Source organism: Polaromonas sp. JS666 (assembly GCF_900103405.1).
Classification (GTDB): domain Bacteria; phylum Pseudomonadota; class Gammaproteobacteria; order Burkholderiales; family Burkholderiaceae_C; genus Polaromonas.
Genome location: NZ_FNHX01000009.1, coordinates 114,851 through 133,429 on the forward strand (window position 1 = coordinate 114,851; position 18,579 = coordinate 133,429).

The following is an 18,579-nucleotide window of genomic DNA, read 5'->3' on the forward strand; positions in this document are numbered from 1 at the left end:
TGCGGAACCGGCAGCAAAGACAGTAAGCTGCGCCCACAACCATGGAGGGATCACCGATGCGCGCTCACCGTCCTGCAGAGAGGCGTTTCACTCATCTGCTGGCCCGCGTGGCGGCGGCCTGCAGCCTGGCGCTGGCGGCCGGCGCCGTGCAGGCCCAGGCCGAAGCGCCGCCTGCGATCACGCCGGCCGTGGCCGCGCAGATCGACGCGCTGGTCGCCGAATACGTGCCCGGCGCCTTGCCGGGCCTGCAGCTCGCGGTCGGCAAGGGTGGTGCCGTGCTGTATACGCGCGGTTATGGTGCGGCCGATGTGCGCGCCGTTGTGCCCATGACGCCCAGCACGCCGGTGAAGATAGGCTCGGTCACCAAGCAGCTCACGGCCGCCGCGCTGCTCAAGCTGCAGGAGCAGGGCAAGCTCTCGCTGGCGGACCCGCTGTCGCGCTGGATTCCCGAGCTGCGCTACCAGCCCGACCCGACGATTGCCCAGGTCATGGGCATGGTGGCGGGCATTCCCGGCGCCGAGAAAGACCCCGACGACCTGCTGCTGGACGGCATGCCGGCCGTGCTGCAGGAGCCGCCCATCAGCCGGGCGAGGCTGTTCGCCAACATGCAGGCGGCGGGCCTGTTTGCCGCGCCGGGCACGGCCTACGACTACTCGAATGCCGGCTACATCGTGCTGGGCCGGGTGATAGAGCGCGCCGGCGGGCAGCCGCTGGAGGCGGCGTACGCGCAGCTGCTGTTCAAGCCCGCGGGCATGGCGGCCTCCTACCTGCTGGGCCCGCAGCCGCGGCCCGGGATCGCGGTGGGCCACTACCGCGTCAAGCCCGGCGATGCCTGGCGCGTGTGCCCCGACCTCAATTCGGGTTTTGACGCGACCGGCGGCGTGGTCTCCACCGCCTCGGACATGGTGCGCTGGAACGGCGCGCTCAAAAGCGGCGCCGTGATCTCGGCGACCAGCCTGGCGCGCATGCGCACACCGGCCGCACTGGGCGGCGGCAAGTTCGCGCCCATAGGCATGGGGCTGGCGGCGCTGGGCGGGCCGGGCAGCTACGGCGCGGCGGGGCAGACGGTCAGCTTCGCCGCAGCCAACGCGAGCTACGGCAGCGGCTACGACGTGGTCTTGCTGGCCAACGGCAGCAACACGGTGGGCGACGCGGCCTACCCGCGTTTTGTGCTGGCCGCGCGCATCCACAACGTGCTTAACCCGGGCGCGCCTGAACCCGTGCCAGCGCTGCCGCCCAGCGGCGGCATCGTCGAGCCGGCCGCGCCGGCGGAGCTGTTCAGCCTCTGCAAATAAGCGCGCCGCAACATTCGCTGGCGCGCGCGGGGCCCTGCCCCCACAATCGGGCATGCAGACACCCGAGCAGCCTGGCAGCGCGCCACCTTTGCCACTTTTTAATCCCGGCGGGCTGCTGCCCACCTGGCTGCATGTCTCCGATATCCAGGGGCTGGCGCAGCTTGCCACCCAGGCCACCCTGGGCGTCACGGGCCTGGCCGAAAGCGTGCAGGGCAATGTCTACAAAGCCGTCGCCAAACCTTTCGGCCCGCTGGGCGCGAAGTTCATCGACCGCATGCCGGGCGGCAGCGGCGTGCGTGCGCGAGGCATCACCGGCCTGGTCTACGGCGGCATCAAGGGCGTGACGCGGCTGGCCGGTGGCGCGGCCAACGCGCTGCTGTCTCGCGCGGCAACGCCGGCGGACCAGCGGCCCTCAATGCCGCAGCGCGAGGCCATGCTGTCGGCGCTTAACGGTGTGCTCGGCGACCGCCTGCTGGAGACGGCCAACCCGCTCGCGATCTCGATGCGGCTGCGCTCCGGTGGCCAGCCGCTGCTGCTGGAGCCGCAGGCGCTGGCCGAGCGGCTGCCGGTCGCCAGCGGCAAGCTGCTGGTGATGCTGCACGGCCTGTGCATGAACGACCTGCAGTGGAACAGCGATGCGACCGCCGGCGGCCACGGCGAACAGCTGGCGCGCGAACTGGGCTACACCCCGCTTTATTTGCACTACAACACCGGCCTGCACACCTCGGACAACGGCGAGCAGCTGGCCGGCCTGCTGCAGCAACTGGCCAAAGCCTGGCCGCGGCCGGTGCAAGAGATCACGCTGCTGGCGCACAGCATGGGCGGCCTGGTCGCGCGCAGCGCCTGCCACCAGGCGGCCGCGGCCGGCTATAGCTGGCTGGCGCAGCTCAAGGCCCTGGTGTTCCTGGGAACGCCCCACCACGGCGCGCCGCTGGAGCGCCTGGGCAGCTGGGTGGACGGTGTGCTGGGCGGCAACATCGTGACCAAACCCTTCGCGAAGATCGGCCAGCTGCGCAGCGCCGGCATCACCGACCTGCGCCACGGCAACCTGCTGCGTGCCGACTGGCACGACGCGGGGCGCTTTGAGCGCGGGCCGGACACGCGCCAGCCCGTGCCCTTGCCGGCCGGCGTGGCCTGCTACACCGTGGCGGCCACCACGCTGGCGCCCGGCAAGGGGCCCATGGTGGCGGTGCGGGAGGCGCTGGCGCGCAAGATGGTCGGCGACGGCCTGGTGTCGCTGGACAGCGCCCTGGGCCTGCATGCGGAAGCGGGCCGCTGCCTGGCCTTTCCGCCCGAGAACCAGTGGATCGCGCAGGGCATAAACCACATGGAGCTGCTGAGGCGGGCGGAGGTAACGCGGCAGCTGGGGCGCTGGCTGGGTGCTTAGCCCGCCGGCCGGCTTGTAAGGGCGAAACCCGGGCTACCAGGAAATGGTCAGCTCTAGCGGCTCCGTGGACCGCATGGGTGTGCCCGCCACGACGGCCAGCGCATTCATGCGCTGGCGCACTCCTGTTTTGCCGTTTGAGGCGCTGGCAACGGCCTGTACGTCCACCGTGGCAGGGCAGCTGATGCGCACGGTTTCCTTGGGGCCGTCGGCCCGGCCGCGGTGGGTGCAGCGGTGGTCCGCCGTCGCGGCCTCGCTGAAGGTGTTCAGCACGATGGTGACGCCAAACGACGCGGAAGCGCTTTGCGCGTGGAGCGCGGGGCAGACGAGCAGTGCCTGGGTGGCAAGCAGTGTGCCTAAAGCCGTCTTGAAAGTTCGCATGGCCGGTACTCCTGAAACTGTCAGTAGTAACGGCTATTCTAGTTAAATTGATAAATTTAGTAAAAATTGATTCTGTAATTAATGCGTGAAGTTTTTGGCAATTTTCACCAAAACAATCGAAGAGAGAGATTTTTTGCCGAAAAATCGCAAGAAATTGATGGTTGCATCATATTTTTCAGTTTCAGGGGAAGTCTTTGGGCTGCGGCAGTATTGATGCAGCGTGTTGCAGTCAACCGCGGAGGCGGCACTCTACCTTGTTCATCGCGCCCGTTGTGATGGTGGGAGCCGAGCCGGCTCAGTAAGTGATGGTGAGCGTGCGGGGCTGCTGGCCGGTGCAAATGACCGCCGCCGGGCCAGCACATGTGCCGGAGAGGCCGGCTGCGATGGATCCGTTGATGGTGTAGTTCTGCGGCAAACCATTGGCGCTTACTGTTGCCGGGTTGCTCAAGGTCAGGGTGTAAGGCAGGTTTAACAAAGTTCCGCCTGTCGCACTCAAACTTGGGGTGTAGCTCACGCCGCTGGTGCAGCGAACGCTGTAAGGCGTGTTGGCTGTGGCCGCAGTAGTTTGAAATGAGGTGTAGTTGAAGGTCATCGTGCCCGGTGGCGTGGTGAACTGGCACGATGTGGTGTTGATGATGGTGACCGCCAGTGTGTCGGTATCTACGGTGGTGCCTACTGAATTAAGCAGACTCATGGTCACGGTATCGGTGAAGGTTGATGCCTTGACGTTTTGCAACGCAGGGATGCGAGCGTAGAAGGGTTTGCTATCGCTGGCACTCATCGTTGTCGTGGTGCCGAAAATGACCGTGCCGGCAAACGCCGTTGCCGTGGTGTTGTTCCATGGCCCTGTGCCTGCGGCAGTGCGGTAAAGCTCGTAATTAATCCGATTGACTCCCCCGCCCGGAGCGGCCGCTCGATTGGTGGGCGGAGCGTTCGCATTGAGTCCATCATTTGCACGCAAGGTATAGGCAAAAGTGATGGGGTCACTCGTCAGCCCGCGTGTGCAGGTGACGGTATAGCTGCCCGTGGTGTCGTTGGCGGTGGCGATGGTTTCGGAGTAGACCGCCGTGAAACCGGTTGACGTTACCTGGCAGGTGATGGCTGCCTGGGCCCGCAGCGCGCAGGTGCACAGCAGGGCTGCCAGGACAATGCGCGACGCGTAAGAAACACTCATCGATAACTCCGTTACGTCGCCTCCAGGCTTTTTGCTGGGCGCGACGACTTTCACTCAGTGATAGTAACGTTTTGTAGCGGCGCCGTGAATGGTGTTGTCTTGCGCTTCTTCTGCGGGTTCCGAGATCCCAATTTCGTGACAAAAGTCACGCTGCAATAGCGGGCGGGCGCTCCACGGATAGTGGGACAGAAAAAGGCGGCCGCCTCAGTAGGTGACGGTCAGGGTGCGCGGTGCTGAGCTCGTGCACGTGGCTCCACCGCAGAGGCCGGACTGGCCCGCGGCGATGCTGCCGTTGATCGTGAAATTCTGCGGGAACCCGGTGCCGGTCTGGCCCCCAGGGTTGCTCAGCGCCAGGCCGTAGTTGAGGCCCAACAAGGTTCCCCCCGTCGCATCCAGCGCCATGGTGTAGGGTTCGCCTATGGTGCAGCGCACGGCGTAGGCCGCGCTGGCCGTGGCGGGCGCGGGCTGGAACGAGGTGTAGTTGAACACGATGTTTCCCGGCGGCGTGCTGAGAAGGCAGACGGACTGGTTGTTGATGCTCACGGGGAAGGTGGGAAAGACGTCCGTGTTGTTGTTCGGGCCGTTGTCATAGCGCAGGCGCATGGTCACGGTATCGGTGAAGAGTTTGGCGTTTTTGTTGAGCCCGGCTGCGATGCGGCTGTAGAAGACGTGCGTGACGCTGGCTGTCAGGGCCGTGCCGAAGCTCACCGTGCCCGCGAAGTCCGTGGCATTGGTATAGCCCCATTCCCCGTTGCCTGGCGCTATCCGGAAGAGGTCATAAGCAATCTGGTTGGCCGCGCCGGTGCCGTTTACCGCCTGGTTGGTGCTGCCTGCGCCCGGGTTGAAGCCGTCGTCGGCCCGCAGGGTGTAGGGCGAGGTGGTCGGATCCGCGGGGCCGCGTGTGCAATTGATGGTCACGCTCCAGGCGCCCGTGGTGGGGTTGGGATCGTTCTCAAAGTACACCATTTGCACGGGTGTCGCCGTGGCATTGCAGACCAGCGCGGCCATGGCCGGTGCCGCGCACAGCAGGGACAGGCCCGTCGCCGCGGCGAGGCGCCAGGTTTTCATGAGATTCAAGGTTTCACTCCTGGGCAGTGGACCGGGCCCACGCGGGTGATGTCTTCGGGGCTGCCGGGCGGTAGCTCGACGGTAAAGGTGCAACTCGCGCCATTCCATTTCAGGCGCAGGCGATTGGTGGCTTGCAGGCCGGTGACGAAGGCCTCGCCGCGCCGGGCGACGAAGAATTCTTTTTTGTCGCCAATCAGTTCGATCTCGGCGCCGGCCGGCGCGGGCTCGCCGTTGTCAAGCACGATGCGGATCAGGGCCCCGCGGCCCGAGCGCACGGGAAAGCTGATCTTGACCCCACCGCGCAGGGCCGGCACAGCCTCCTGTTCGATGGAGTCGAGTTCGGCGCTGATGGGCAACTCGGCAGGGTCCAGCCGCACGCTGTTGCGCTGGAAGGGCAACAAGCGAGGCAGCAGCGCCACGCCGTTTTCGTCGGTACGGGTCAGCGTGCTGCCCTGAAAGCCCACGCCGACATTGGCATAGCCCGGGACTTCGACAATCGCGAAGCTGTCCTGCACCCGGCGTGTGGCGAAGGCCTGGCCTTCTGCCACGACCATGCCGCCAATCAGGCCCAGGCGCAGGTTCTGCTGGTTCTGGCCAGCGTTGACGTCGGCGGAAAACAGGCCTTTGCTGCCTTGGTAGTAGGCGCCGCCTTCCGTATAAGCACTGTCGGCGCGAGAGCCCAGCGCCGTGCGCCAGCCCCAGCCGGTTTCAGCGCTCAGGGCCCGGCTGGCGTTCACATAGCCTTCGGTGGTTCCGCTGCGGGTGGTGACGCCCGAAGCAATCGTGATGCGGTTGTCCAGCGGCACGATCAGGGTCGCACCCACCGACGTGCCGGAGGTGATTCCGCTGAGCCGGGTGGCGCTGAGCGTCAGGGCGCTGTGTTGCCCGAGCCGCATGGTGTAGTTGAGGCTCAAGGTGTCGAGTTTGCCGGTGTCGTAGTTGTCAAAGCCCGCGTAGCTGATGTTGAAGGCCCCGAACTTGTCGGTGCTGTAGCTGTAGCTGGCGGTGGTTTGCAGGCGCGGCAGCGGGCTTGCCGTGTCTATGCCCAGTTGCCGGTAGCCGCGCGAGGCGCCTTCCACGCTCAGCGAAACGCCGTGGCGCAAGCCGGTACGCTCTATGCCGACCAGCCAGTTGTGGCCGCGGCCGGCGGTGTCGCTGCGGCTGAAGGAGACCGCGGTTTGGCCCAGCATCTGGAAGGGCAGCTCATAGCTGGCGCCCGCGCCCACGCGCGCCAGCGGACGGGACCATTCGCCGTTGGCCTCGACGGTGATGCTTTTGGTGAGGCCCTGGCGCCACAGGCCCGAGACAAAACGCGGGCCGTAGTCGGCGTTCTCGGTGCCCAGCTGGTTGCGTATGGCGCCCAGCTCGAAGCTCCAGTCGCTGAGGTTTTCTTCCAGCAGGTTGGCATTGCTGAAAAAAGACTGGGTGATGACGGTCTCGCGGCCCAGGATGTCGCGCACCACCACCCGCGCCTCGCCGGCGCCTGTCAGCGCGGGGAAGTTGTCGATGCTGAAGGGGCCCGAGGGCACCTTGGAGGTCTGCCGTAGCGCGTCATTGACATACAGCTCCACGGTGCTGGGCGCGGCCGACAGCCCAGTGACCGTGGGGATGGGCTGGGTGACAAAGCCGGGCTGCAGGGAAAAATTTTTCGCAAACTGCACGCCGCCGAAATAAACCGGGCGCCCCGAGATGCCGGTGCGCGTGCTGCTGTCGCCCAGGCGCAGAGTGCTGTTGGACTCCAGGAAATTGCGCGTGTAGGTGGTTTCCAGCCGCCGCCATGAGGCCTTGAGCGTCGGGTCCTGGCTGACAAGGTTGCGCCCGACATAGCTGCTGGTCAACAGCCCCCATTGCCCCGAGAACCCGAATTCGGTCAAAGCGCCCAGGTCGCGGGCCGTTGTGCTGCCGCCTATGGAGTCGCGGCTGTGGCTGGTGAGGTAATTGAGGTCGTAGTTGGCAAAGAAGGCCGGGATGGACGGCGACAACGGCGGACGCATGGCCGACTCCTGCGTCAGGCGCACGGCATTGAAGGCCGAGGGGGAAAATATCAGGTCGACCGACTGCTCGGCAAAATTCAGCCGCGCCTCGAACCCAGGGATGGCAGAGAGCGCGTACCAGCGCTGGCCCTGGAAATCAATGTCCTGCGCGCTCGGGCGGCGGTTCAGCCGCCATTCCTCGAAAGCGTCCTCGGGCGCATACAGAATGCCGTTGCGCTCCAGCAGGGTCCAGACCCCGCCCTTGGTGCTGTTGATGAAGACTTCGAGCGGAAGCAGGCGGTCATTGGCGGCGCGCGCCGCCGGCGGCGCGTTGGCGGGTGCCGTGGTTTGGGCCTGCGCGGCCAGGGCGCAGCACAGGCCGGCGATGCCAATGGCCAGGGAATGCATTCGTAAGACCTGCTGACGCCTCCTCGTCATGGAGCTTCGGTCAAGGCAGGGTGGTGCTGGTCGTCTGGCTTTGGCCGTCGTCAAAGGTCACCACAAGCTTGGCTTCGCCCGCCGTGATGGCCTGTTCGCTTTTCAGGCCGACGATTTTGCTGGCGCCCGGCAGGATGTAGATGCCGCCTTCGAACTTGGCCAGGGCCTGCTCGCCCCGCATCAGCGTCGCTTCGCGGATCTGTGCATAGGCTGTGCCTGTATTGCCGCACTGCAAGCCCACGGTTTTGGCTTCGGGACGCTGGACGGTGCAGCTCACCTGGCGCTTGGCCACGGGCGGGGTGATAAACACCGGCATGCTCAGGGCCAGCGCGATGGGAATCTGTATGCCCGATGCCGGCGAGGCTTCCGGCACCTCGCGGATGATCATGCGGTAGGTCAGCTGCCGGCTGGCGTCGGCCGGCTTGAGCAGGGCCAGTCGCACCACCTGGCGCGCCTTGGGGCCCAGCTTGATGATGGGTGGCGCCAGGATCAGGTCTTCCGTGAGCACCAGTTCGTCGGTGCCGTCCGGCTTCTGGCTCCAGGTGTTGATATCGGCCTGCAACACCACTTCGGTGTCGGCTTCGTTGGTCAGGGTGACGGCGATCGCGCGGTCGCGCGGTGTCATGTAAAGACGCACGGGCGTCACGGAAAACACGCCAGCCGTGGCGGGGGCCCAGGGCGCAAGCAGACTCAGCAGGAGAGTGTAGGTGACGAGGCTGCTTCGGCGCTTTGGGACGTTCATCCCTAGAAGGATACCAGCATCTCGATGGATTTCGGTTGATTGCCGGCGTGGGCAAGGCGCACTGTCGTGAGCGTTCCCTTGACGTCCTGGAAGCGCAAACGGGCCTGTTTTTCGATCTCGGCGGCTTCCGGGCCCATGGCATATCGCCGGCTTTCGAATTCCCAGCCGTCGTCCACTTCGTCACCGGCCGTGGCTACGCGCTGGTCATCCAGGCGGCAGGCCATGCGCGAGGCCTGGTCGCCGCGGGAGATCTCGCTGCGGCAATAGTCGGGGAGCAGCGAATCGCGGGTGGGGCGAAAGCCTGGCAAGAACCGGGCATTTCCCAGGGCGTTGGCGTTGCTGACGGGCGCGATACTGACAAAGACGTCGGTGTTGCAGCGCACCTGCACCGAGCTTGCGCCTGCACCCGCGCCGCTTGCGCTGATACAGGCGTTGCCGTTGCCGGTGGTGTTGCGCGGATCGGTCAGCGTGATCTGGACCGAAAACTGCCCGGCCGCCGTGCCCGCATAGCTGGCGGCGGCGGCCAGCAGCAGTGCAATACCCAGGGCGGCCTTGCGGATCATGGCTGTCAATATGGCTGGCATCAAGCCCGCGGCGATCAGTAGGTGATCGTCAGGGTCTTGGTCTTGTTGGTCGCAGCCGCATTGGTACATGCTGCTGCCGACGAGGAGCAGGTACCGGCCTGGTTGGCGGCCATGGTGCCGTTGACCGTGTAGGCCTGGTTGGCGCCATTGCCGGTGCCACCTGCGGCGCTCAGGCTCAGCGTGTAGGCCAGGCCGACGGCATCATCGGTTACACCGGAGTTGCTCAGTGCCATGGTGTAAGGCAGGGAGTTGGTGCAACGAACGTTGAAATCGCCGCCGGTGGAGGTAGCTGCGGTGGTCTGGAACGAGGTGTAGTTGAACACCACGTTGTTGATGGTCGCTCCGGTGGGGGCCGCGAAGGAGTTGATTTCGCACTTCGAGGTCAGGTTGATCACGACATCGAAGGTGCCGGCGGCCGTTGCTGCCTGGGCGGGCACGGAAGCAATGGCGGCAAGGCCGAGGGCGATTACTAAAATAAGCTTTTTCATGACGGGTCTCCGGTTGAGTGAACGAGTTGACGGGGGACAAACTGTGAAGGTGAGTGAACTGTAACTAGGTATTTCTAAAAAACGCACATTTGTAACCGTAACAGAGCACCGGAGTAGGGAATTTATCACGTCAGATCGTTGAAAAGATTGGATTTATTTATAAATGAATCCAAAAGAATTACACGTAACAAAGGTAAATACGACCCATCGAGTTGGCTATTTCCCGTGCAAATAGCGAGTTAGTAACAGATTTGAAACAACTATGACCGAGACCATGCAAAAACAAACCCTTTCCTTCCAGGCCGAGGTGGCGCAGCTGCTCAAGCTGGTCACCCACTCGCTGTACTCCAACCCCGAGATCTTTCTGCGCGAGCTGATTTCCAATGCGTCGGATGCCTGCGACAAGCTGCGTTTCGAGGCGCTCAACGACGCTGCGCTCTACGAGAACGATGCCGAACTCAAGGTGCGCGTGAGCTTTGACAAGGCCGCGAGCACGCTGACCATCACCGACAACGGCATTGGCTTGTCACAGCAGGAAGCCATCGACAACCTGGGCACCATCGCCAAGAGCGGCACGCGCGATTTCATGGCCAAACTCTCGGGCGACCAGAAAAACGACGCCCAGCTGATAGGCCAGTTCGGCGTGGGTTTTTATTCGGGCTTTATCGTGGCGGACAAGATCACGGTGGAAAGCCGCCGCGCGGGCCTGCCGGCGGGCCAGGGCGTGCGCTGGGCCAGCGACGGCACCGGCGAATTCGAGGTCAGCGAGATCGAGCGCGCCGAGCGCGGCACCAGCATCATCCTGCACCTGAAGGAAGATTCGCTCGACTACCTCAATGCCTGGAAGCTCAAGGGCATCATCAACAAATACTCCGACCACATCTCGCTGCCCATCCTGATGCAGAAAGAGGAATGGAAAGAGGGCGAAAACGACCAGCCCGGCGAGATGGTGACGACCGGCGAGTGGGAAACCGTCAACCAGGCCGCGGCGCTGTGGACGCGCGCCAAGAAGGACATCACCCAGGACCAGTACGACGAGTTCTACCGCCAGCTCAGCTACGACAGCGAGGCGCCGCTGGCCACCACGCACAACCGCGTGGAGGGCTCGACCGAGTACACGCAGCTGCTGTTCATCCCGGCCAAGGCGCCCATGGACATGTTCAACCGCGACAAGGCGGCGGGCGTGAAGCTGTATGTCAAGCGCGTCTTCATCATGGACGACGCCCAGGCGCTGATGCCGACCTACCTGCGCTTCGTCAAGGGCGTGGTGGACTCGTCCGACCTGCCGCTCAACGTCTCGCGTGAACTGCTGCAGGAAAGCCGCGCCGTCAAGGCGATCCGCGAAGGCTGCACCAAGCGCGTGCTGGGCATGATCGAGGACCTGGCCGCCAACGATGCCGAAAAGTTCAAGACCTTTTACGCCGAGTTCGGCGCCGTACTCAAGGAAGGCCTGGGCGAGGATTTCGCGAACCGCGAGCGCCTGGCCAAGCTGCTGCGTTTCGCCTCCTCGACCACCGACACGGTGAGCGTGGGTTTTGCCGACTACAAGGCGCGCATGAAGGACGGCCAGGACGCGATCTACTACATCACCGCCGATACGCTGGCCGCCGCGAAGAACAGCCCGCAGCTTGAGATCTTCCGCAAGAAGGGCATTGAAGTGCTGCTGATGGCCGACCGTGTTGACGAGTGGGCGCTCAACTACCTGCACGACTTCGACGGCACGCCGCTGCAGTCGGTCGCCAAGGGCGCGGTGGACCTGGGCAAGCTGCAGGACGAGGACGAGAAAAAGGCCGCCGAAGAGGCGCAAACCCAGTTCAAGCCCGTCCTCGACAAGCTCAAGGAAGCCCTCAAGGACAAGGCCAAGGACGTGCGCGCCACCACGCGCCTGGTCGACTCACCGGCCTGCCTGGTGGTGCAGGATGGCGATATGTCGACCCAGTTGGCCCGCATGCTCAAGCAGGCCGGCCAGGCCGTGCCCGAGGTCAAGCCCATCCTGGAAGTCAACGCCCAGCATCCGCTGGTCAAAAAGCTCGAAAGCGGCGAGCACTTCGAGGACCTCGCCCACATCCTGTTCGACCAGGCCCTGCTGGCCGAGGGCGGCATGCCGAACGACCCCGCGGCCTATGTGCGGCGGGTCAACGCGCTGTTAGCCTGAGTGTCGCCGCGCCGTCTCCCGGCTAGGCGACCAGCGGCGCTTCCTGCATGGCCTCGGTCTGCTCTTCGAGCATGTCGACCTGGCCTTTCCAGTAGTCGCTGGAGCCGAACCACGGGAAGTTGATGGGGAAGATGGGGTCGTGCCAGCGCTGGGCCAACCAGGCGCTGTAGTGCACCAGGCGCAGGGTGCGCAGCGGCTCTATCAACGCGAGCTCGCGCCGGTCGAATTCGCGGAACTCCTCATAGCCGTCGACCAGCGCGCCCAGTTGCCGGGTGCTCTGGGCCCGGTCACCGGAGACCAGCATCCACAAATCCTGCACGGCCGGGCCGCTGCGGGCGTCGTCGAGGTCGACAAAATGCGGCCCCGCCAGCGGCAGGCCTTCGGGCGTCCACAAGATATTGCCGGGGTGGCAGTCGCCGTGCAGGCGCAGGGTGCGCACGTCGCCCACGCTTTCAAACACGGTTTGCGCCACCAGCATGGCTTCGTCAAAGGCCTTGCGCCAGCGCGACTCCATGTCCAGCGGGATGTAGCCATGGGCGCCCGGGCCGCCGCCCAGCAGGACGTCGCGCGGGGCAAAGCCGAAGGTCTGCAGGTTGAGCGCGGGGCGATGGACAAAAGGCTTCGCGCTGCCCACGGTATGAATGCGCGCCAGGAAGCGGCCTATCCATTCCAGCACCTCGAGGTTGTCGAGTTCGGGCCGGCGCCCGCCGCGGCTGGGCGAGACGCTGAAGCTGAAGCCGCCGAAGTGGTGCAGCGTGGCGCCTTCCAGCACCAGCGGGCCGACCACCGGGATTTCGGCGGCCATCAGCTCGGCGGCGAAGGCGTGCTCCTCAATGATTTGCGCGTCACTCCAGCGGTCCGGCCGGTAGAACTTGGCGACCACCACGTCGCCCGCCAGCTCGGCTTCGCCCACCGGGCTTTCGAGGTGCACCTGATAGACCCGGTTCTCGTAGCTAGACAGCGCCATCAGGCGGCCGTCGCCCAGCAAGCCCACGCTGGCCAGCGCGTCCAGCACGCGGTCAGGGGTCAGCGTCTCGTACGCATGCAGCGCGGCGCTGGCGGGGGCTTGGCTTTTCTCGGTCATGCACCGATTGTCGGCGCAGTTGCCGGGCCCAGCCAGCGGGGGCTTGTAAATGGCTGTTCCCGTAAAGAGCTTTTCAGGGCAGCAGGATGTGGCCGGTGCGCGGGTCGCCTTTGCCGGCGAGCACCTCCTGGTACACCGCCTGCACGGCCGCCGGGCCGGCATGCCGCTGGGGGCTGAGCCAGGGCGGCTGGGCGCCGGTTACTTGCCGGGTGAAGTCCTGCCAGGCTTGCGCGAGCTTGCGGCCGAAGGCTTCTGCGCCCCACTCGGCGACGCGCTTTTTGACCTGGGCCGGCGCAAAAAACAGCACCGGCCTGGGGCCCGGCAAGTCCCGGCTGCCGCCTTTGGCCGCGAGCTCGTCGACATGGGTGCCGCCTATGGAGCAGTTGTAGCGCAGCTGGCCGAAGCGGCCGTGTATGCGCTGGCGCAAGGGGGCGCTGCCCGCGAAGTCGACATAGATGCAGGGCGTTTCGGCGGCCAGGCTGCCCAGCTGTTCGTAGCCCAGCACGCGGCTGTAGCAGCCCAGGCTTTCGCAGAAGGCGGTGTTGCCCGGCGAGGTCAGGCCCACGACTTGCAGGCCGGCGCGCCTGGCAAGCTGGAAGGCCGTGCCGTAAGCGGTCTTGCTTGATGCGCTGGACAGCAGCAGGGTGGTGCCCCCGCCAAAAAAGTCGTTGTCGGCCAGGAAGTCGTCGATCAGGAAGGAGGTGATGAACAGCGGGCGCAGCAGCGACTGCACGTCCTCGGTGGCGGCATCGTAGAACGGGTCTGCGCTGCAGCGCATGTACTGGTTGTAGACCACCGGCAGTGCCTGCCGGTGAGCAGCGCCGTCAAAAAAGCCCGCGGGCGTCACGCGCGCGGGCTGCACCACCAGCTCACTGCCCATGGGGTAGTAGCCGTAAAACTTCTCACCCACGGCGACACCCTCGCACTGCGATTGCTTCACCACGGCGAAACCCCAGACCGGGATGCAGCCCCAGCCCTCTTCACCGGTCGGGAAGAACTGCCAGTAATTCATGGCCTCGCCAAAGGCGGCGTAGGTGATGTTGTTGGACGTGAGTGCGAAGGACTCGATACCCAGCCGCACCTGGCCGGGTACGAGAGCAACAGGCGCGCTGGCTTGCCAGCGTGTTTGGGACAGTGAGTCCTTGCGGACCTGGAAGGTAGCGGAGGCTGCGGTGTTCATGCACAGCACCGTAAATGAAACGGCCCGCCGGTTCAACACCGGCGGGCCGCCTTGGTGACAGTGGGGCCTGATTACTTCAGGGTGATCACAACGTCGATATTGCCGCGCGTGGCATTGGAATACGGGCAGACCTGGTGGGCTGCATCGACCAGGGCCTGGGCGGCGGCGCGGTCCATGCCGGGCAGGGTCACGTCCAGGCGCACGGCGATGCCATAGCCGTTGGGGATCTTGCCCAGGTCGACGCTGGAGTCAATCGACACGTCGGCGGGGACGTCGATCTTCTTCATGCCGCCCACGGCCTTCATGGCGCCGATAAAGCAGGCGGCGTAGCCGGCCGCGAACAGCTGCTCGGGGTTGGTGCCGGTGCCCGAGGTGCCGGGCGAGCTCAGGGTGACGTCCAGGCGGCCGTCGTCGGTCTTGGACTTGCCGTCACGGCCGCCGGTGGTGTGGGCGTGGGCGGTGTAGAGAACTTTTTCGAGCGTGGTCATGGTGGCTTCCTTTGGAAAATACCCCGGTCAGGGGCGGGTTAAAAATCGGTGAGAACGTGAAAGGGGTCAGGCCGTGAGGCGCTTGCGGAAAGACTGCACTTGCTGCGTCAGCGACACCAGTTCGGGAATCGAGCACTGGGTGGCGCTCAGGATGCAGCCCGGGATTTTGGCGGCCTTGTCCTTGAGCTTGCGGCCCGCGGCCGTCAGCGTGATGTGCACGCGGCGCTCGTCCTGCACGGCGCGCAGGCGCGAAACCAGCCCGGCTGCTTCCATGCGCTTGAGCAAAGGGGTCAGCGTGCCCGAATCGAGGTACAGCCGCTCGCCCAGCTCGGACACCGTGAGCCCGTCCTGCTCCCACAGCACCAGCATCGCGAGGTATTGCGGGTAGGTCAGGCCCAGCTCTTCGAGCAGGGGCTTGTAGAGCTTGGTCATGGCCAGCGAGGTGGAATACAGCGCAAAACACAGCTGGTTGTCCAGCTGCAGCATGGCGTCCACGGAGTCGGTTTTGTTTGGCATGGGATGAATTATAGCTCACAATTAAATTGTGTGCAAGTTAATTGATTCGAAGATGTTTCCGGGCTTGCGAACTGCCGGGGCATGCCCCAAAAGAAAAAGGCTTCAAAACCGAAGTTTTGAAGCCTTTCAGGCTTTGCTCAGCACGAGGCTGAGTCAGCTGGGTTCGCAGGGCTTAGTAGCCGCCGCGGCCACCGCCGCCACCACCACCGTAGCCGCCGCCACCGGAACGGCCACCACCGCCGCCGTAGCCGCCACCGCCGGAGCGATCGCCGCCACCGCCGTAACCGCCACCACCGCCGCCGAAGCCGCCGGTACGGGGAGGACGTGCCTCCATCGGACGGGCTTCGTTCACGGTGATGCTACGGCCGCCCAGGGACTGGCCGTTCATGCCGGCGATTGCGGCTTGTGCTTCGGCATCGCTGCCCATTTCGACGAAACCAAAACCCTTGGAGCGACCGGTGTCACGTTCCATCATGACTTTGGCGCTGGTAATGGAGCCGAAGGCGCCAAAAGATTGTTGCAGGTCTTCGTCGCGGACCGTGTATGGCAGATTGCCGACGTAAAGTTTATTGCCCATGGGGACTCCTAAAAACACATAAAAACAAAGCGATGGGGTCCCGAAAGCACAACAAACCCAAAAGTAACGCCGTAGCGCGCGAAACTGACCGATCACCAACTTGTGCGGGTGTTTTGCAACCCGTACTGCTCGATTATGCGCCCATAAGTGCCCAAACCCCTTTTTTAGTTTTTCTTGCGCTGGTTCTTGCACCTTCTCCCCCTGGGAGAGGGCGTGATGCAAGGGCTTTGTGCCAACCGAGGCAGGGCCTTGCAGCACCCCCACTAAACTTGGGGCCATGCAAACCTCCAGCTCCGCGCGCGCCGCAAAACCTTCCAAAGGCGCCGCAAAGCCATCCCCCGCCGCGCAAGTGATCGAAGAGTTGCGCCCCGGGCAGTCCATCGAGCTGCTCAAGGAACTGCACATCCTCACGCGCGAGGGCAAGCTCAACCAGGACACGCGGCGCAAACTCAAGCAGGTTTACCACCTGTACCAGTTCATAGAGCCTTTGCTTAATGACGTCAACGAGGTGGCGGCGCGCAAAGCCGGTTTCACGCTGGCCGACCACGGCGCCGGCAAGTCCTACCTGGGTTTCATCCTCTACGACCTGTTCTTCAACGTGGCGCACGCGGGCGAGCCCATGGACGGTCATGTCTACGGCATAGAAACCCGCGCCGAACTCGTCGAAAAATCCCGCAGCCTGGCCGCGCGCCTGGGTTTTGCGCGCATGTCCTTCCTGAATTTGACGGTGCAGGAGGCCACCACCTCGGCCGAACTGCCGCCCACGGTCGACATCGTCACCGCGCTGCATGCTTGCGACACCGCCACCGACGACGCGATCGCCTTCGGCCTGGCCAAGGGCGCGCGCCACATGGTGCTGGTGCCCTGCTGCCAGGCCGAAGTCGCCGGCGTGCTCAAGAAAAGCCGGGCTCTCTCGCTGGCCAAAACCCCGCTGGCCGAGCTCTGGCGGCATCCGCTGCACACGCGCGAATTCGGCAGCCAGATCACCAACGTGCTGCGCTGCCTGCAGCTCGAAGCCAACGGCTACCAGGTCACCGTGACCGAACTTGTGGGCTGGGAGCATTCGATGAAAAACGAACTGATCCTCGCCAGCCGCCCCGCCCAGCCCCAGGCCGGCAAGACCCGCGCGGCGCAAGCACGCTTGCGCGAGGTGCTCGATGAACTCGGACTGGGCGAGCTGACGGAGCGCTTTGCCGTCCAGGCTGAGACGGCCTAAGCCTGGGGTGCAGCCTCGCTGCGGCGTTCCGCGGCCAATTGCCGGATGTTCGCAATCAGCGCCTGCTGCGCGGGCGTGGGCGCCATGTCGGCGCGCAAGGTCAGGCCCACCAGTTCCTCGGTGCCCGCCATGCTCACGGGCAGCTGCAGCAGCACACCGCTGTCCAGCTCGGGCCGCACCGCGCCCAGCGGCGAGACCCAGACCGCATCGCTTTGCAGCGTGTAGCCGCGTGCAATCGATACCGACAAAGTCTCTATGGTGCGCGCCGGCAGGGCCAGGCCGCGCGAGAGGAAAAAGCCGTCCGCCGTGTGGCGGATCGCCGTGCCCTGGGTGGGCAGTACCACTGTGAAGGCCTGCAGGCCGGCCAGCACGCCGGCCTTCAGCGCGGCGTGTTCCAGCAGCGGGTGGCCGGGCCGCACCGCCAGCACCAGCGGGTCGGCATACAGGTGCTCAAAACTCAGGCCCAGCATATGGGCCGGCTCGGCAAAGCGGCCTATGACCAGGTCCAGCTCGCGCTGCCGCAGGCGCGCCAGCAATTCGGGGTTGGCGCCGGTGTGTATGCGCAGGCTGGTGTGCGCGCCTTCCCCGGCCTCGGCATCCTGGCGCAGCAGCAGTTGCGGCATCAGCCAGGGCGCCACCGTCGGCAGCACGCCGATTGCGACCACGGCATTGCCCTGGCGCCGCGTCTGCGCCACGCTGGCCACGGCCTCGCGCAGCGCGCTCACGCTGGCGCCGGCATGGCGCAAAAAGGCCTCGCCTTCGCGCGTGGGCACCGCGCCCCGGCGCCCGCGCTCAAACAGGCGCACGGCCAGCAGGTCTTCAAGCTCTTTCAGGGTTTTGGAAACAGCTGGCTGGGTAACGGCCAGCACGTCGGCCGCTTTTTGCAGGCTGCCGTGCTGCGCCACCGCGAGAAAGCACTGCAAATGCCGGTATTTGATGCGTTCATCAACCATGGCGGGATTTAACCATCATCGGCAGGTTTGGTTATGGATAAAGCGAAAAAAACTCAATATACATAACCATTTGGTGCGATTAAAGTCATCCCAGCGCTGGAAATCGCCTCAAAAGGCATCCAGGCCGCCCATCTGACCCACGGAGACACCCCATGAAACCCGACGACCTGAACAACAGCTTTCTTTCCCCGCGCGACTGGACCAGCCACTCGCCGCATATCTACCCCGGCTACAAATCCACCCTGCTGCGCGGCCCCAAGCAGCCTCTGGTCCCTATCAAGCAGGCGCTGGCCCAGCTCAACGCGCCTGTCTACGGCGTCGAGCAGTTCGGCCCGCTGGACAACGACCTCACCAAAAACGCCGTCATGAACGGCGACCCGCTGGGCGAGCGCATCATCGTCACCGGCCGCGTGACGGACGAAGACGGCCGGCCCGTGCGCAACACCCTGGTTGAAGTCTGGCAGGCCAACGCGGCCGGCCGTTATGTGCACAAGGTCGACCAGCACGATGCGCCGCTGGACCCCAACTTCCTGGGCGCCGGCCGCTGCATGACCGACGACCAGGGCCGCTACAGCTTCAAGACCATCAAGCCCGGCGCCTATCCCTGGGGCAACCATCCCAACGCATGGCGGCCGCAGCACATCCACTTCTCGCTGTTCGGCGACTACTTCGCGAGCCGCCTGGTCACGCAGATGTATTTCCCCGGCGACCCGCTGCTTCGCTACGACCCCATGTACATGGGCGCGCCCGACAGCGTGCGCGAGCTGATGGTTTCCAAATTCAGCCTGGACGTGACCCAGCCCGACTACGCGCTTGGTTATGTATTCGACATCGTGCTGCGCGGCCCCAAGGCCACGCGTTTTGAATAAGCGGCGGAAAGACA

General features: G+C 64.8%; 18 protein-coding genes. 5 read left to right on the forward strand and 13 right to left on the reverse strand.

The genetic code is table 11. The annotated features are described in order from the left end of the window. Nucleotides 1-56 precede the first annotated feature (56 nt). Together BLQ85_RS19360 and BLQ85_RS19365 are read left to right on the forward strand one after the other, a co-directional pair. Nucleotides 57-1,295, forward strand: a complete 1,239-nt coding sequence (locus BLQ85_RS19360; protein WP_175456154.1) for a serine hydrolase domain-containing protein — start codon at nt 57-59, stop codon at nt 1,293-1,295. 88 nt (nt 1,296-1,383) lie between these two features. After that, nucleotides 1,384-2,682, forward strand: a complete 1,299-nt coding sequence (locus BLQ85_RS19365; protein ID WP_371327318.1) for an esterase/lipase family protein — start codon at nt 1,384-1,386, stop codon at nt 2,680-2,682. Between the two features lie 33 nt (nt 2,683-2,715). On the opposite strand, the gene BLQ85_RS19370 is transcribed toward BLQ85_RS19365, so the two are convergent. The 7 genes from BLQ85_RS19370 to BLQ85_RS19400 all read right to left on the reverse strand — a co-directional run bounded on the left by BLQ85_RS19370 (nt 2,716) and on the right by BLQ85_RS19400 (nt 9,527). Further along, entirely contained in the window at nt 2,716-3,060 is a 345-nt protein-coding gene (locus BLQ85_RS19370; protein WP_074579382.1) for a hypothetical protein, read from the reverse strand. A 295-nt stretch (nt 3,061-3,355) separates the two neighbouring features. Beyond that, complete coding sequence (locus tag BLQ85_RS19375; protein ID WP_139201059.1) at nt 3,356-4,234, reverse strand: spore coat protein U domain-containing protein; 879 nt, start codon at nt 4,232-4,234, stop codon at nt 3,356-3,358. 204 nt (nt 4,235-4,438) lie between these two features. Next, nucleotides 4,439-5,302: a spore coat protein U domain-containing protein gene (locus BLQ85_RS19380; RefSeq protein ID WP_074579386.1), complete on the reverse strand. Its 864-nt coding sequence runs from the start codon at nt 5,300-5,302 to the stop codon at nt 4,439-4,441. A 5-nt stretch (nt 5,303-5,307) separates the two neighbouring features. Continuing rightward, a complete protein-coding gene (locus BLQ85_RS19385; protein WP_254806487.1) occupies nt 5,308-7,683 on the reverse strand; it encodes a fimbria/pilus outer membrane usher protein in 2,376 nt (791 codons plus the stop codon). A gap of 40 nt (nt 7,684-7,723) precedes the next feature. Continuing rightward, nucleotides 7,724-8,455: a fimbrial biogenesis chaperone gene (locus BLQ85_RS19390; RefSeq protein WP_074579390.1), complete on the reverse strand. Its 732-nt coding sequence runs from the start codon at nt 8,453-8,455 to the stop codon at nt 7,724-7,726. Between the two features lie 2 nt (nt 8,456-8,457). Further along, nucleotides 8,458-9,018, reverse strand: coding sequence for a hypothetical protein (locus BLQ85_RS19395; RefSeq protein WP_139201060.1), 561 nt, complete (start codon nt 9,016-9,018; stop codon nt 8,458-8,460). Between the two features lie 35 nt (nt 9,019-9,053). Beyond that, the gene (locus BLQ85_RS19400) at nt 9,054-9,527 is read right to left on the reverse strand and encodes a Csu type fimbrial protein (protein WP_074579392.1); all 474 of its coding nucleotides are present in this window, start codon (nt 9,525-9,527) and stop codon (nt 9,054-9,056) included. Nucleotides 9,528-9,801: 274 nt separating this feature from the next. Here BLQ85_RS19400 and htpG point away from each other — a divergent pair, with 274 nt between their 5' ends. Further along, entirely contained in the window at nt 9,802-11,682 is a 1,881-nt protein-coding gene (gene htpG, locus BLQ85_RS19405) for a molecular chaperone HtpG (protein WP_074579494.1), read from the forward strand. A 22-nt stretch (nt 11,683-11,704) separates the two neighbouring features. On the opposite strand, the gene BLQ85_RS19410 is transcribed toward htpG, so the two are convergent. The 5 genes from BLQ85_RS19410 to BLQ85_RS19430 all read right to left on the reverse strand — a co-directional run bounded on the left by BLQ85_RS19410 (nt 11,705) and on the right by BLQ85_RS19430 (nt 15,527). Continuing rightward, complete coding sequence (locus BLQ85_RS19410; RefSeq protein ID WP_074579395.1) at nt 11,705-12,766, reverse strand: serine/threonine protein kinase; 1,062 nt, start codon at nt 12,764-12,766, stop codon at nt 11,705-11,707. A gap of 73 nt (nt 12,767-12,839) precedes the next feature. Then, nucleotides 12,840-13,946, reverse strand: coding sequence for a DUF2855 family protein (locus BLQ85_RS19415; RefSeq protein ID WP_074579397.1), 1,107 nt, complete (start codon nt 13,944-13,946; stop codon nt 12,840-12,842). Between the two features lie 71 nt (nt 13,947-14,017). Further along, nucleotides 14,018-14,434 (reverse strand): organic hydroperoxide resistance protein, encoded by a 417-nt coding sequence (locus BLQ85_RS19420; protein WP_074579398.1) that lies wholly within the window; start codon nt 14,432-14,434, stop codon nt 14,018-14,020. A gap of 66 nt (nt 14,435-14,500) precedes the next feature. Continuing rightward, entirely contained in the window at nt 14,501-14,950 is a 450-nt protein-coding gene (locus BLQ85_RS19425) for a MarR family winged helix-turn-helix transcriptional regulator (protein ID WP_074579400.1), read from the reverse strand. Nucleotides 14,951-15,122: 172 nt separating this feature from the next. After that, a complete protein-coding gene (locus BLQ85_RS19430; RefSeq protein ID WP_074579402.1) occupies nt 15,123-15,527 on the reverse strand; it encodes an RNA recognition motif domain-containing protein in 405 nt (134 codons plus the stop codon). 277 nt (nt 15,528-15,804) lie between these two features. Between BLQ85_RS19430 and BLQ85_RS19435 the strand changes: the two genes are divergently transcribed. Next, nucleotides 15,805-16,743 (forward strand): class I SAM-dependent methyltransferase, encoded by a 939-nt coding sequence (locus BLQ85_RS19435; RefSeq protein WP_074579405.1) that lies wholly within the window; start codon nt 15,805-15,807, stop codon nt 16,741-16,743. On the opposite strand, the gene pcaQ is transcribed toward BLQ85_RS19435, so the two are convergent. Next, the gene (gene pcaQ / locus BLQ85_RS19440; RefSeq protein WP_074579407.1) at nt 16,740-17,696 is read right to left on the reverse strand and encodes a pca operon transcription factor PcaQ; all 957 of its coding nucleotides are present in this window, start codon (nt 17,694-17,696) and stop codon (nt 16,740-16,742) included. The genes BLQ85_RS19435 and pcaQ overlap by 4 nt on opposite strands. 152 nt (nt 17,697-17,848) lie before the next feature. On the opposite strand from pcaQ, the gene pcaH reads away from it, so the two are divergent. Continuing rightward, nucleotides 17,849-18,565 (forward strand): protocatechuate 3,4-dioxygenase subunit beta, encoded by a 717-nt coding sequence (gene pcaH / locus BLQ85_RS19445; protein ID WP_371327319.1) that lies wholly within the window; start codon nt 17,849-17,851, stop codon nt 18,563-18,565. Nucleotides 18,566-18,579 lie beyond the last annotated feature (14 nt).